General features: G+C 36.6%; 11 protein-coding genes. 2 read left to right on the plus strand and 9 right to left on the minus strand.

Going from position 1 to position 15,351, the window contains the following annotated elements:
• Positions 1-75: 75 nt before the first annotated feature.
• Positions 76-882 (plus strand): type 1 glutamine amidotransferase domain-containing protein, encoded by an 807-nt coding sequence (locus AAV96_RS05455; protein WP_046738584.1) that lies wholly within the window; start codon positions 76-78, stop codon positions 880-882.
• A gap of 181 nt (positions 883-1,063) precedes the next feature.
• Complete coding sequence (locus tag AAV96_RS05460; protein ID WP_046738585.1) at positions 1,064-2,116, plus strand: acetoacetate decarboxylase family protein; 1,053 nt, start codon at positions 1,064-1,066, stop codon at positions 2,114-2,116.
• A 266-nt stretch (positions 2,117-2,382) separates the two neighbouring features.
• Here AAV96_RS05460 and AAV96_RS05465 read toward each other — a convergent pair whose 3' ends face one another.
• From AAV96_RS05465 to AAV96_RS05505, 9 genes are all read right to left on the minus strand, one after another.
• Positions 2,383-3,450 (minus strand): saccharopine dehydrogenase family protein, encoded by a 1,068-nt coding sequence (locus AAV96_RS05465; protein ID WP_046738586.1) that lies wholly within the window; start codon positions 3,448-3,450, stop codon positions 2,383-2,385.
• A 12-nt stretch (positions 3,451-3,462) separates the two neighbouring features.
• A complete protein-coding gene (locus AAV96_RS05470; protein ID WP_046738587.1) occupies positions 3,463-4,701 on the minus strand; it encodes an NADH:flavin oxidoreductase/NADH oxidase family protein in 1,239 nt (412 codons plus the stop codon).
• Between the two features lie 283 nt (positions 4,702-4,984).
• A complete protein-coding gene (locus AAV96_RS05475) occupies positions 4,985-7,189 on the minus strand; it encodes an OsmC domain/YcaO domain-containing protein (RefSeq protein WP_046738588.1) in 2,205 nt (734 codons plus the stop codon).
• Between the two features lie 219 nt (positions 7,190-7,408).
• A complete protein-coding gene (locus AAV96_RS05480; protein ID WP_046738589.1) occupies positions 7,409-8,575 on the minus strand; it encodes a hypothetical protein in 1,167 nt (388 codons plus the stop codon).
• Positions 8,575-9,906, minus strand: coding sequence for a TolC family protein (locus AAV96_RS05485; RefSeq protein ID WP_046738590.1), 1,332 nt, complete (start codon positions 9,904-9,906; stop codon positions 8,575-8,577). The genes AAV96_RS05480 and AAV96_RS05485 overlap by 1 nt, the downstream gene beginning before the upstream one ends.
• Positions 9,903-11,489 (minus strand): GH3 auxin-responsive promoter family protein, encoded by a 1,587-nt coding sequence (locus AAV96_RS05490; RefSeq protein ID WP_046738591.1) that lies wholly within the window; start codon positions 11,487-11,489, stop codon positions 9,903-9,905. The genes AAV96_RS05485 and AAV96_RS05490 overlap by 4 nt, the downstream gene beginning before the upstream one ends.
• A complete protein-coding gene (locus tag AAV96_RS05495) occupies positions 11,486-12,274 on the minus strand; it encodes a hypothetical protein (protein WP_171249123.1) in 789 nt (262 codons plus the stop codon). Before AAV96_RS05495 ends, AAV96_RS05490 begins: the two co-directional genes overlap by 4 nt.
• Positions 12,275-12,461: 187 nt before the next feature.
• Positions 12,462-14,009, minus strand: a complete 1,548-nt coding sequence (locus AAV96_RS05500) for a DHA2 family efflux MFS transporter permease subunit (protein WP_046738593.1) — start codon at positions 14,007-14,009, stop codon at positions 12,462-12,464.
• Positions 14,010-14,034: 25 nt separating this feature from the next.
• Positions 14,035-15,096 (minus strand): HlyD family secretion protein, encoded by a 1,062-nt coding sequence (locus tag AAV96_RS05505; RefSeq protein WP_046738594.1) that lies wholly within the window; start codon positions 15,094-15,096, stop codon positions 14,035-14,037.
• Positions 15,097-15,351: the final 255 nt, after the last annotated feature.

The following is a 15,351-nucleotide window of genomic DNA, read 5'->3' on the forward strand; positions in this document are numbered from 1 at the left end:
GATCTACAAACAGCTTGACCTTAAACCTCACTTTAAGCATAGCATTGGACTCAGGTAATTAATGAGGAACCTGTCATGTTCAAAGCTTGGAATATTCGCAAAGGGTTAATTCCTATTGTTACGTTTGTTTTTGCAAGTAATTATGCCTATTCATCTGAAACAGCGTCTCAACTTCATGCGACAAAAGAGAATGGAAAAATTCTCGTGGTCATGACTAATCATGCGACTTATCCAACTCGAACAGATAAAACAGGATTATGGCTCACAGAACTCACCCATTTTTATGATGTTGCCGAAGCTGCTGGCTATGACATGGATTTTGTCAGTCCACAAGGCGGTGCTGTTCCATTGGATGAACGTAGTTTGAAATCTATTTATTTAGATCGTGCGGCAAAAGCTCACTTAGCCGATCCCCGATTTATGCAACGTCTGAAAACAACATTGGCACCAAATACAATTGAACCGAAAAATTATAAGGCGATTTATTATACGGGTGGTCATGGCACGATGTGGGACTTTCCAAAAAATAAAGAGCTGAAAAATATTAGTGAAAAGATTTATCAACAAGGCGGGGTTGTTTCTGCTGTTTGTCATGGGGTTGGTGGATTACTGCCATTACAAGACGAAAAAGGCAAACCACTGATTACAGGGAAAACCGTAACAGGTTTCGCCAATATTGAAGAAACACTTTCAGGAATCAAATCCCAAGTCCCTTTTTCTTTACAAAATGGATTGATTGATCGTGGTGCAAAATATAAACGTGCTTTACTCCCCTTTAGTTCTTATGTCATTACAGATGATCGAATTATTACTGGACAAAATCCTCAATCGAGTAAAGCTATTGCTGAAGCAGTCGTGAAAAAATTAAAAAGTTTAAATTAAGTTTTCATATTGATATGTAAAAACCAGATTCACGAAATCTGGTTTTTGTGAATAGTTGTGTCCAATATTTTATTTTTAAAGTTTTTAATTTTAATTTTCTCATTTTTATTAAAAATAAGCTTGACCTTAAACCTTACTTTAATCTTAGCATTTCAGTGAGATCTATAGGAGTCATATGATCATGTTTAATCTTACTCATTTAAATCGTTCTATTACTGCAATATCAATCAGCCTATTTTTAGGTATTTCTACTCAAGCAGCAGAAAATAATTTAACCCCTAGTACGGTAGCAAAAACAATGAGCAATAATACGCAACCCACTACAGTCGTCGAATTTGGCCCATATAAAGTCAATGTGCCTAAAGGTGGTTATTATGATCGTTTTCGGATGAATCCTAACTTAGACGAGGTTGCAAAAGACCCAGCTGCGGGAAATATTGATTACTTTAGAACTATTCCTAAAAAACTAGTTGAAACACGAGTGGGAAAAGTTTGGTCTCCAAATTTTTATTACCGTACCAGTAATGTACAACTCCTCATGTTGGCACCTATAAATAAATTAAAAGCAAAACTACCATCCCCACTTGAGCCTTTACAACCATTCCCAGGCTATGGTTTAGTTTCGCTGACTTTCTTCTCATATGCGGTTGGCGATGTTGATCCTTATGACGAGGTTTCTATTGCGATCGTTGTTCGCCAACCAAACGCTCATTACTTTCATTCGACTGAATTATTAAGCTCAATGAGAAAGCATAATTATTATGGTTATGTACTTGCCTTACCAGTGGATACAGAGATTGCACGTGTGCGTGGTGTGTATGGGTATCAGTTGCCGAAATGGTTGACGCCAATAGACATGAAAATTGATCATCAACAGGTTCAAGCTCATATCTATAATACGGACGGAAAACCTGATCTCAGTTTAACTGCACCAATACCAACTATTAAGAACGTCAAACCTCAATCACGCATCGAAACCAAGACGATGTTTAATCAAGTCGATGGTCAATGGCATCAAACTTCTGTGCAATCAAATACATTGGCTTTTGGTCAAAAGTTATTTCCTAAAAATGTCGAGCTAGTTCGTAGTGGTGGTCCTCTGAGCAAATTGATAGATGAGCTAGGTGCAAACAAAGTACTACGTTTAGATGTCGTCAAAGATGCTCAATTGGCGTTGAATATGCCTATTCCGATGCCATCTTTAGATAAAATAAAAGATAAAACTAAAAAATAAATCCTTCACGAAAGACATTCTCCGATGAGAATGTCTTTTATATTAATCATAAATATTTATCTTAAACTTTAAGAATTATTCCTTTATTATTTTCATTATGCTTAGACTGAATTAAATCCAATTAATAAATATAAAAAATTATCTAAAAATAAAATTTATATAAACATCCCTATGACTTCATATTTTAAATTGATCGTAAAAATTTTATAGAAAAGCCAGAAACATATTTAGAATATGTTTCTGGCTAGAAAATTAAATAACTTCATTTAAGTAATAATCAATGCACCTGAACCTTTGATTTGGGTTACGAGTTGATAACCCATTAATTTGGCTGGCGTATATGTTCCACCTTTCACTTTTTGTTCAAGTAAATAACGAACTACCGTCAGCGCACCATTCACCGTTAAGCTATAAGCATTTTCAGTTTGAATTCGTGCTGTTTTGATCTGTCCTTGAGCATTTCTAGCCTCACCCCATACATAGGTTGGGAGCTTGGCGCGTAATTCCTCGTTTGGTCCAACAACTGATTTTCCAATTATAGATTTCATCATTTTTTGCATGACTTGAAGTTTTAATAGCGGGCGCAAGCTATTCAACATTTTTGCACCAAAAATTACTTTTGGGGATGCAGGCACAAACACCTCAATATTAGCAATTCCTGTCGTATAAAATGCTGTAGCGACATCACCCCAAGGTACACTCATCGCACTCTTTTGACCATCACCAAAATCAATCTGGCGAACATGGTGTGCTAAAGGTACTGTAATAATTTTTCCATTTTTACGGATTTTTCCACCATCCGCCATGCCTTCAGTACTGGTTTTAGCTGTTCCGGGAGAAAGCCCAGTTTTAGAATCAAAACCCAATGCCAAATGAGTTGCATCTGGTAAAGCCTCTTTCAGTGCAGCTGCGACACAATCTGTTGGAATAACGTCAAACCCAACACCTGGACAGAGCACAATATTTGCTTGCTGTGCTTGAGCATCTAAAGACTGTGCTAGTTCAAAAACAGAAATCTCACCTGTAATATCTAAATAGTGCGCACCAGCATTAATACATGCTTGCATCATGGGCTTTGACGTTGATGAGAAAGGCCCTGCACAATGCATAACTAGATGCAGACCTTCTAACTGTTTGCTGATCTGAGTAACCTCATCTAGCCCAAAGGCACGAAATTCAAGACCAAGTTCCTGAGCTAATTCAATGACTTTCGTTTGATTACGTCCTGCCAAGATAGGTTTTAGCCCTTGTCGCACAGCCTCTCGGGCAATTAGCTCACCCGTATAACCATTCGCGCCGTATATCATCCAATTTAAATTGTTCGTATTTGTCATATGAAATCTCTGTTATTGATACGCAACATAATTACGCATATTGTTTTTATATTGGCGAGTACGACGTGCCATTGCAGCTTGCTGTAAAATCAATGCCCATAGAGGTGAAACTTTGGAATTGGTTTTTTTACCTAAACTCAGTTTACGCAACTGGAATTTTACTGTCGCCATATTGGCTAGTGAAGCCAATGTTTTATTTTCCCAAGTAATAGGTCTAAGCTCTGGTGCAATATTTTGACCTTTTTTCCATTGATTCGGTAAATTGGGGTCGATTGCCAAAGCGGTAGCTATTCCAACCATATCGACACCACTTTCAATTACTTGTTCTGCAATCTGTTTACGACGAATTCCACCTGTTACCATCACTGGCATTTTCGCGACTTTACGAATCTCTTGGGCAAACTCTAAAAAATAGGCTTCTCGTGCTAAGGTTCGCCCATCTCTAGCTTGACCTTGCATTGCAGGTGCTTCATAACTTCCACCTGAAAGCTCAACCAAATCTACAGATAGCTCGTTTAACATTTTCACCACTTCTTGAGCATCTTCTGCACTGAAGCCACCACGCTGAAAATCGGCAGAATTCAATTTAACGGCTACCGTAAATTTTTCTGACACGACTGCCCTAACTGCTTTTACGATTTCAATCAAAATGCGAGCACGATTTTCTAGTGAGCCACCCCATTGATCTTGGCGTTTATTGCTCAGTGGTGATAAAAACTGACTAAGTAAATAACCATGTGCAGCGTGGATTTCCACACCATTAAATCCTGCTTTTTCACCTAAACGAGCGGTATTGGCAAAACGTTGAATGACTTCCTCAATCATCTCCTGTGTCATTTCAATCGGAAGATTGAAGCGATTAGACATTTTGCCTAGATCTAATGCAACAGCTGATGGTGCCCAAGTTTGTTGTCCCAAATTCGATTGCATTTGTCGACCGGGATGATTGATTTGCAGCCAAACTTGAGCACCTTTAGAGCGCCCAATTTGTGCCCAACGTTTAAAGGTGTCTAAATATTTTTCATCTTCTAATACCACACCACCTGGTCCAGTCATGGCACGACGATCTACCATCACATTTCCAGTAATGATTAAACCAACACCGCCATCTGCCCATGCTTGATATAAACGCATTAATGCTTCTGATGGCGCATGGTTTAGATCAGCCATATTTTCTTCCATTGCTGCTTTTGCAATGCGGTTTGGAATACGAGAACCATTTGGGAAAACCAGTCTTTCAAACACATTCATTTCTTGTGCCCTCATTTTGTATGGTTTTACTTTAAGATTAAAGTGAACTTTAATGTCAACCCATTTTAGGCACTTTATTCACATATTTTTATGGATTAGGAAAATTTAAAAGACGATCTAACTTATGAAGCGATGCTTTTTTAAAACAATTAACATATATTTAAAAATAACTTTTATTTTATCTTAAAAAATTTCTTATTAAATTACAAAGTCTTAATATTTTTACAATAAAAAAGTGCATGATCAACATGCACTTTTTAAAGGTTCAACGTTTAGCTTGTATTTACACAGCTACTCCGACAGCCTTTGCACGCGCTTGATGCAATTTCTTATAGCTATCAATCAAACGTAAATGGCGATCAAGCCCTTCAAGTTTCATACTTGTTGGTGTGAGACCATAAAAACGAACATTTCCTTCTACAGATCCGATGACTGCATCCATACGTTCGTTACCAAACATACGACGGAAATTCGTTTCATAATCTTCTAATTCCATCTCATCATCGAGCAATACTTCAAGTACTACGTTCATGCATTGATAGAATAATCCACGTTCAACAGTATTGGTATTGTATTGTAAGAAGGTTTCAACTAGCTCCTTGGCTTCTTCAAACTGTTCTAATGCAATATAGATCAATAGTTTGAGCTCAAGAATAGTCAACTGTCCCCACACGGTATTGTCATCAAATTCAATGCCAATCAAGGTCGCGATTTCAGTATAGTCATCTAATTCACATTCTTCTAAACGTTCGGCCAAAGCTTCAAGTTGAGTTTGATCCAAACGATGCAGATTTAAAATGTCTTCACGGAATGCCAACGCTTTATTGGTGTTATCCCAAATTAAATCTTCGACCAAATAAATTTCAGAATAATCTGGGACTAAGATACGACATGCTGTTGCACCTAAATGCTCATAGACAGCCATATACACTTCTTTGCCCATTTCTTCCAAGATGCTAAACAATTCAGCCGCTTCTTCCTCATTTGAGTTTTCACCGTCATTGGTGAAATCCCACTCGACAAAGTCATAGTCTGATTTTGCACTAAAGAAACGCCATGAAACTAAGCCACTTGAGTCAATAAAGTGTTCAACAAAATTATTTGGTTCAGTGACTGCTTCACTTTGGAAGGTTGGTTGAGGAAGATCATTTAAACCTTCAAAACTACGCCCTTGTAAGAGTTCGGTTAGGCTACGTTCCAACGCAATTTCAAAGCTTGGATGTGCACCAAATGAGGCAAAAACACCTCCCGTGCGTGGGTTCATCAGTGTCACACACATCACTGGGAAATCACCGCCCAAAGAAGCATCTTTCACTAAAACAGGAAAACCTTGTTCTTCTAAACCTTGGATACCCGCCACAATACTTGGGTATTTTGCTAATACTTCTTGAGGTACATCAGGTAAAGCAATTTCACCTTCTAAAATTTCACGTTTGACAGCACGCTCAAAAATCTCAGATAAACATTGAACTTGTGCTTCAGCTAAAGTATTACCTGCACTCATTCCATTACTTAGGTACAAATTCTCAATCAGATTCGATGGGAAATACACAACTTCCTGATCTGACTGACGCACAAATGGCAATGAACAAATACCACGCTCTGTATTACCTGAGTTGGTATCATATAAATGCGTACCCAGTAGTTCATTATCTGGGTTGTAAATTTCAAGGCAATATTCATCCAAAATTTCTTTTGGTAATTTACCTTTCGGACCAGGCTTGAACCACTTTTCGTCTGGATAATGTACAAATTCCGCATTGGCAATTTCTTCACCCCAGAACTGATCATTATAGAAAAAGTTACAGTTCAAGCGTTCAATGAACTCACCTAAAGCTGATGCCAAAGCACTTTCTTTGGTAGAACCTTTACCATTGGTAAAGCACATTGGTGATTGTGCATCACGGATATGCAAAGACCAGACATTTGGAACAATATTACGCCAAGATGCAATTTCGATCTTCATCCCTAGATTCGCCAAAATACCAGACATGTTGGCAATGGTTTCTTCTAGTGGTAAATCTTTCCCTGCGATATAAGTGCTGCTTTCTGATGTCAGACTTGGCATCAACAGTGCTTGTGCATCCGCATCAATACTTTCAACTTCTTCAATGATAAATTCAGGACCCGTTTGAATTACTTTTTTAACGGTACAACGATCAATCGAGCGTAAGATGCCTTGACGGTCTTTTTCAGAAATATCAGCGGGTAATTCAACTTGAATTTTGAAAATTTGTTTATAACGGTTTTCTGGATCAACAATATTGTTTTGTGACAAACGAATATTATCGGTCGGAATATCACGAGCTGCACAATATACTTTAACGAAGTAAGCTGCACATAATGCTGATGATGCTAAAAAGTAGTCAAATGGACCCGGTGCAGAACCATCACCTTTATAACGAATGGGTTGGTCAGCGATAACTGTAAAATCATCGAACTTGGCTTCTTGTCGAAGATTGTCGAGATAATTAACCTTGATTTCCATGCTGGCACCTAAATATTCTTATGTGTCAGCACAGACACATAAAATTTCAAATATTGATCAATAACCCGAATCGCGGATAAGAAATTGATTTAAAAAGAGTAGCTAGAGTCATTCATTCATCTGAACAAAAAACTGACTCTAGTCATAATGGGCGCTATTATAGAAGTATTTTATGTAATTGATAACTTTTGTCTGTTTTTCTAGCCTATTTATGAACAATTAAATCCGCCCTACTTCCAAGTATGGAATCAAATTATTGTCAAAATTTACACGAGGGTCTCCAGCAAAACTAATAAAACCATGCATTCCTGTTAGGCATTCACCTTTATAAAATGAGTTCAGTTGATAGCGTGGGTCTTTATGAGATAAGGTAAAACTTACAACACCTATACCTATTTTTCTTGATAGTTTGTAGGCATCTTCGAGCATACGATGGTGTAAGACAAGTGATTCTGGGTGACATAATAACGTGTGTAATACATGATATTTCACTGAGTCACCTAATTTTGGTAGAGGCATACTTTTCGTAACAGATGTACAAAAATTATAAATAGGTCGCAGTGCACGAATTACTGGACTGTAATGCAAAATTTTGGTTTGCTTAATCCCATGCTGATCCCATAAACCAAACATACCAACGAGCTTTTTATCTTGAAAATACAAGATAAAATCTGAAAGTTTAATTCCTGAAAAGTATGAATGACCTTGTGCTAATTCTTCGAAGTTATAAGCAGGAATAAAATTATAATGATTCGACATTTCGGCAATAAAGTTATTCATTGCCGAAATGTGTTCTACATGCGCGACACAAGACTGAATATTTTGATATTCATCTGGATTTTGAGTGATACGCTTTAAGAAAGCTTTGATTTTTCTTTTGTTTCCTAAATGTGTCAGCGTTAAAGTTTCGATAAAGCCTTCATCATAATAATCAGGCATACCTGTTTTCGCTGTTTGCATTGCTGCTCGAGCTGCATGATTATCATTGAAAATAATCATTTGGCTAAAATTAGGTTCATACATACTGATTTTCACATGAGCGCCTAAAGCCTTAACCAAAGATTTTCCTCTATAGTTTTGATCAACACGTAGATCGCTGGCATATCTTAGACTCTGTATTTGTCTATTGATATAACACGGTCGATAACCATTGCTATAACATGCAACTTTTCGTTGCTGTTCTTTATCTTCAATAACTACATGTAATTTATGTCTGTATAGAATGTCAGAAGCTTTGAAATAACTGGGTTCACGTTGAAAGCTAATCTGAACACCCCTTGTGGTCATCGGAACAGCTATAAGCTGTCTTAAACCTTGATCATCCTCAAGTGTAGCTTCTCGCGTAATTAAGGTATTGTCGCGATGTTGTACTAAATCGATGTTCATTAATTATTGACCTGTTGATGATGTGGTGTTGACACTAAATCATTCAAACTTCCTATTTGATCTAGTAGTTGATATACAAATACAACTTCATCTTGTTGGTTGACCGTTTTTTGAGTCTGGACATCCAATAACTTCTGTTCTGTATTGAGTAAATCAAATGTTGTTTTTGTACCCAGTTCAAATTCTTTACGCGTATAAACAAATGCGATTGAAGCTGCGTCAATTGCATTTTGCAGTGCATCTTTATTTTGGCGAATGGTTTGAAGTTGTGCGTAAGTCGTCCGGATACGCTGATTCAAATCTAATTCCAAACTTTTGATTTTCTGATTAGCAAGCTCAATATCGACCTGAGCTTTATTAATATTTGCCCGATTGAGTCCATCATCATATAGCGGTACATTTAACTGAACACCAACCATATAATTATTACTTTCAGAACCGATATTGGTTGCTTCATGTTGAGCCCCTAATTTGCTGGTGAGCATCACCGTCGGCCAAAGCTCTCTTTTGGTTAAAGCGTATTGCTTTTCTGCAGCTTGTTTTTCAAATTTGGCTTGTATTAAAGCAGGATGATTTTTGGTTTTTGATAAAAGTTCATCGATGTTATTGGCAATGCTAGGTAATTGATTGATTGCAACCAAACCATCAGGGGCTGCCCCTGTGATTTGGTAAAATTGCGCTTCACTGATCGTTAAGTTGGATTGTGCTTGAGTAATATCTGCTTGTCCCTGAGCGACTTGTGCCAAAACTTGGGCCAAATCTGCGCGTGTGATCATGCCCACATCAAAACGTCGTTGAGACTCATACAAAGAACGCTGCAAATTAGACATGGTTTTCTTTCGGAGCTCTAAAATCGCTTTTTTCTTGAGTACATCGGTATAGACCATCACTGTATTCAATATCGTTTCTGATCGTTGATCTGATAACGCTTCATTACGTGCTAAAAGCTGATTCTTCGCAACTTCAACGCCTAAACGGTGTCGACCAGAAGTATAAACTGGATAATCCATTTGAAGTTGCAAACTACGACCTTTACGATTTCCTTCTGTTGGAAACATCACCATGGTCGGAGTTTCTATTTTTTCATAATCCAATTGCCCAACGAGATTGACTTTGAGTCCATCTCGTTGAGTCGCTTGATTAAGCATTGCCGTGGATTGGTTAACACTTAAGCGACTTAATTCTAATTGGCTTTCATGCCTTAAACTAGCAGAAAACGCATCATCTAAAGTCATCGCATTCACTGAACTGGTAGCGCAGCACAGGCTTAAATAAACTAAGTATCGATACTTATTTTTGTCTGCTCTAATTTGATTTATTCCCTTATTCATAGCCGTTCCAAACTATTTAAAGTAATTTTCTTTAAAGGTTCTGGCTTGATATTTCCTTCAATTAAACCATCAGACATCACCAACTTTTTATAAGCAGCCCAGCCATTATCTGCCTTACGAATTTGTGGTTGATCAAGTTGACCTAGATTACGCGCTAATTCGTAATGGAAGTTTTGACGCAAAATATTATCAATATATTGATGATCAACTGAGTGATGAATATCTCCTTCAAACAATACACAATAAAATGGTTTTGTGAGCTGCTGTGTATCTATAGCAAGCAGAGAAATCGCTTTAGATTCAGTGTCATTTAGATGAGATAACAACTGTTGTGCAGTCTCTGGGGCAAGCTTTTCGCCGACTAAATCCACACCAAAACGACGACCTTGAAATTCAAAGCAAGGGAGCTGTTCTAAAAAACCTGTGACTAATAAGCAATCGTCTAAACAATATCGTAGTAATCCATTACCTGAAGTAATAATTGGGCTAACAACATCACCTAATTTGAGCTCCCAAGACGGAATGATTTTCCCTTCATTTTCGCCCGTTAAGTATTCAAATTCATAGAAATGGCTTTGATATGCCAACGGATACTGACCATTATATGGAATAGTGACTACACCTTCTGTCGCCCAAAGGCCTTTCCCTTCAAACTGAACAAATGGCAATCGCTGTTGTAGTTTTTCAGCCCAATCTTTTGATCCAGCAGTGTCCCAGCTCGATAACAAGCTCAATTTCGGCCATAATTTTTCAAAGTCAATTTGGTGATCATGTGTAGCATTCATTAAACGCTTCGCACTTTTTGGACTAAATGGTGCTTTAACTTGTTCTAAATATGATTGGCGTGCCCCCCATGAACCACTATCAAGAACTTCAGCAATCTCATCTTGCATGGCTTCTAAACGGTCAAGTAATTGCAAGGCAAATGTTGGGCTCCAAACAGAAATCATAGCTAAATTATGATTGGCGACCAAATAGCATAAAGTCGCAAATAAAGCATCATCAGCATTTGCAGCAAAGGCAACATTACTTGGAACAGCTTGGGTAAATTTAGAAAGTATACGTTTGCCAATACCTAACAAAGCACTGTCATCATTGAGATTTTTATCTTTTAATACTTCACGTTGACTTTCAGGTAACCACGAAACCGACCAATAGTGTGTACCTCCTTGTAATTGCGGACATTTACGATACATACTCGCTAACCATGGTGCGATTGCATGATCAAGTTCATCTAAAAATAATTGGGTATAAGGAATAAATTTAATTTGTTCGCTTGAACCACTAGTCGGTTGAAAACGAATCAGTTTACTGCTTGAAAGTGATAATTTTTGATCACGATATAGATTTATCTGCTCTCGCCAATCTGCATAACGTGAGGAAGAAAAATATTGTATAAATTGCTCATAACTTGAAATATTCTGTTTTTGCGCAAGATTGGATGATTTCAAAATTGAGTTCAATATCTGACGTTGAGCTGTCTCTAAGTCAATTGCATTTTTCCTAAAATGTTGATCTGTCAAATTACACCAACGCTTCAGAATAAAGTGAGATCCCGTAGTGAGCCATTCTGTATATTTCATTTTGAGATACTCTTGCTTATTTTACGGTTAGTCCTGATGGCTTCATGTTTACCTTTACTTACAGGCTTTGTAATAAATCTCGCAGGGAAACGAGCCAAGTCTTTCCAACCTAATCGACCGATGCACGGTAATTCTGTACCAGTCGTCCAAGTTGGATTTTTTCTTTCAAAAAAGTCAATTTTAGGATTAGTTATTCTCATTTCTTCGGTAATTGGTGCGACTTCGCCTTTTAATGGTTGATAATCATCGCCGAAGTTTAATAATCCAACCTCTTTATCGTAATACTCCCCAAAGAAGTTTTCGCAATAATGCTCAATCACATTAGAAAGATGTTCATTTTCACCATTAACATGCGGATAATAAACATAATAATTATTTGCCAATAATAAATAAGTCTTATAACCCTTCGAGATTAGCAACCAGTAAAACTCATTGAATGGATACTTAACTCGGAGTTTAATAATAAGTTTCAACATGGTTGACTGAAGTGTTCTGTTTCCCCAAAACTCTTTTAAAATTACAGTGTCCCCACTAAATAAAACGGTATAGTCTTTACCATTTAAATAAAAATGTTGAACAGCAACTGTAGAAAATCCAACCACTTCATCTGTTTTAGAGTTAAAAATCAGCATTGCGCCACTTTTCTTTTTGAAATCATTTACAAATATTTCAAACTGAGTGTTCTCATAATATTGCTCATATATTGAGTACATTGCTTTTAGTCTATCAAGATCAATTTTCTCCATTTCAATATATTGACCATAAGTTGTTTCCTTATTATTCAAAATTGAAATAATTTTTGCCGTTGTATTAATCATAAGTCAGTCCATTAAATTTTGAATATGAATATCTCTATCTCATTAAGAAATATAAAATTCATATAGATTTTTGTTTTAAGGAATCAAATGCTGAATATGTTCCTTTTTATTTTTAAATCATTAAAAAATGATTTTACCCTCTATCTTAATTCATCTATATATTCATTTTTTTTGCCCTGTCCATAAAAATTGTAAGAAATGCGGTAATCACCATAATGATTGCAAGGATACGTAATAAATCATTAAAACTTGATGTAAGTGCTTGATAATGAATATCTCGATAAATAACACTCAATGCTATTTGCTGAGCATCTGTGCCAATATCTTGATATTTAGCGGTAAGTTGATCTAATCGCTCTATAAACAACCAATTTTGCGGTGTCATATATTGGTTTAGCTGGGTTACATGTAATGCAGTTAGCCAATCAAGTGATGAGTTGATTAATGCTAATCCAACTGCACCACCAATATTACGCATAAGATTATAAATACCACTTGCATCTGCAACTTTAGAAATTGGTAATGTACTCATCGCTAAATGAGATACAACAATTAAACAGATCATTAAGCCAATACCACGATAAACCTGTGGCCAAAACATAAAGTCGTAATCACTCTGAATACTTAAATGTGAATTTAACCAAACACCAAAGCCAGCTAAAATCATTCCAACAAAAACTGTTTTGCGTGTATCAAAATTTGGGATTAACCATGCCAATAATGGTGCAAAGAAAAACATCACAATACCCGTAACCATCATAATATGACCAATCTGGCTACTATTCATCTCTCTTACTTGTCCAAGAAAAACGGGAATCATATAACCTAGACCGTATAATGCCATTCCAATAACAAAAGTAATGATCGAGCTTAATGTGAAGTTTTTATTTTTAAATACACTTAAATCTAATAATGGTTTTGGCTGTGTAAAACTGCGTGAGAAGAAAATAAAACCACCTGTGATACATACAAAAAATGCAATTCTAACTCCCATATCCACAAACCAGTCATGACGTGCACCTTCATCAAGGAAATATTCCAAACCACCTAAAAACATTGCCATACCAATTAAAGCGAACCAATCCATCGTTTTAATCAAAGCATGATTCGGTTTATCAATATTTGGACCTGAAAAAATAATTGTGGCAATAATAATCCCTGGGATGATATTAATCAGGAACATCCAGTGCCATGAAAAATTATTGGTTAACCAACCCCCAATTGTTGGACCGATTGCAGGACCCAAAGTACTCACCATTCCAAATACAACCAATGGGAGTGAACGTTTAACTTCAGGAAAAAGTAAAAATAAGGCAGTCATTGAGGTCGGAATCATGCCACCGCCCATGAAACCTTGTATCGCTCTAAAAACCAATAAGCTCTCTAAGTTCCAAGCCAATGCACACAGTAGCGAACTAATGGTGAAACCAATTGCACAGAGTGTGTAATAAATACGAGTTGATAAAATGCGAGAAACAATGCTGGACATAGGAATCGCAATAATTTCTGCAATTAAATAAACGGTTTGTACCCATGTCACTTCATAGCGACTCGCACTCATTCCTGCCTGTACTTCATTCAACGAGCTGGCAACAATTTGAATGTCAAGAATCGCCATGAAATTACCAAAGATCATTGCGACAAAAATGATCCACGCGACTTTTGGCGCAAATTTCCATTCAGCGTCATTATGCTTATTCATTTTTTATACCTTTAAGACTTTATTATTATGTTCTTAAGTCCACTGTGGCACTAACAGACATTCCAGGCTTTATCAGCTCTGCATGGGATGTCGGATCTATAGAAATACGTACGGGTATACGTTGAACAACTTTATTAAAATTACCTGTTGCGTTATCTGGCGGCATCAAGGAAAAAGTTGCACCAGATGCTGGAGAAAAGCTCTCTATTTTTCCTGTATAAGTTAAACTTGGGTAAGCATCAACTTTAAGCTTAACAGATTGACCAATATGCATTTTTTCAATCTGTGTTTCTTTAAAATTCGCCTGAACATATAAACTATTTTCAGGAATAATCGCCATTAAACGGGTTTGTGGTGAAACACGTGATCCTTTTTGAATCGAAAGACTGCCTATTTTCCCAGAGACAGGACTTATAACTTTTGCTGAATTTAAATCAATTTGATAAAGATTTAGCGAGGCATGAGCACTTTGAATATCGGCTAAGAGTTGTGCTCTACTTGCTTGCATACTTCCTAGTTGTGCTTCTGCTGAATGAACTGTTGCCTGAGCTTTCGTTAATTGAGCTTGTGCTGCCAAATACTGAGATTGAATACCTTCAAAATTTTGTCGCGTGATAACGCCATCTTTTAATAAATCTTGGTAACGAGAAAAATCCTTTTTTAAGCGAGATAAATCTGCTTCCGCTGCGAGTACACCACTAGTCGCTTCGGTAATGGTTGAACGTGCTGATCTTTCATTTTGTTGCTGAACATCTAATGCCGCTTCTTTTAAATTGACAACTGAACGTGCTTGCTCATAACGCGCTTGATAATCACGATGATCTAAAATGGCTAAAGGCTCTCCTTTCTTTACCATTTGATTATCGCTAATCATTAATTCAAGTACTTCACCTGAAACTTTTGGCATTACCCATGTTACATCGGCTTGCACATAAGCATTATCAGTTGATTGATAAAACCGAAATACAAATAAGTAATACATTATTCCTATCAATAGGCATAACGTGAGTAAACTAAAAACAATCCAAGTTACTTTCTTACGCTCTTGGAAATTAATTTCTGTTTCCACCTGAACCAAGGCATCCATATTTAAATCCATGTACTTGTAATTTAAGGTTTTTATTTTAACCCAAGTCTATATGGGTAATTTTTCATAGCTTTTGTTTAGAACAACTAAACAAATCACTATAAATATCAAATTGGCGTAAATTATCATTCTTAGAGTAATAAAATGTCATTGACCATGATTTCAGTGAACAAGTGTTTTTATGTCAATCATATTTACCTCAAAAATATGATAAAAGTAAAGATCTATACTTTTATTTATATAGTTATATATCTA

Origin of the sequence: Acinetobacter sp. AG1 (genome assembly GCF_001005525.1) — a bacterium.
Lineage (GTDB): Bacteria > Pseudomonadota > Gammaproteobacteria > Pseudomonadales > Moraxellaceae > Acinetobacter > Acinetobacter modestus.

Excerpts from the sequence above, each read along its gene's own strand:
- AAV96_RS05485 (WP_046738590.1), bottom strand. The coding sequence starts at position 9,906 with ATGAATAAGGGAATAAATCAAATTAGAGCAGACAAAAATAAGTATCGA.
- AAV96_RS05490 (WP_046738591.1), bottom strand. The coding sequence starts at position 11,489 with ATGAAATATACAGAATGGCTCACTACGGGATCTCACTTTATTCTGAAG.
- AAV96_RS05500 (WP_046738593.1), bottom strand. The coding sequence starts at position 14,009 with ATGAATAAGCATAATGACGCTGAATGGAAATTTGCGCCAAAAGTCGCG.
- AAV96_RS05455 (WP_046738584.1), top strand. The coding sequence starts at position 76 with ATGTTCAAAGCTTGGAATATTCGCAAAGGGTTAATTCCTATTGTTACG.
- AAV96_RS05465 (WP_046738586.1), bottom strand. The coding sequence starts at position 3,450 with ATGACAAATACGAACAATTTAAATTGGATGATATACGGCGCGAATGGT.
- AAV96_RS05505 (WP_046738594.1), bottom strand. The coding sequence starts at position 15,096 with ATGGATGCCTTGGTTCAGGTGGAAACAGAAATTAATTTCCAAGAGCGT.
- AAV96_RS05460 (WP_046738585.1), top strand. The coding sequence starts at position 1,064 with ATGTTTAATCTTACTCATTTAAATCGTTCTATTACTGCAATATCAATC.
- AAV96_RS05475 (WP_046738588.1), bottom strand. The coding sequence starts at position 7,189 with ATGGAAATCAAGGTTAATTATCTCGACAATCTTCGACAAGAAGCCAAG.
- AAV96_RS05480 (WP_046738589.1), bottom strand. The coding sequence starts at position 8,575 with ATGAACATCGATTTAGTACAACATCGCGACAATACCTTAATTACGCGA.
- AAV96_RS05470 (WP_046738587.1), bottom strand. The coding sequence starts at position 4,701 with ATGAATGTGTTTGAAAGACTGGTTTTCCCAAATGGTTCTCGTATTCCA.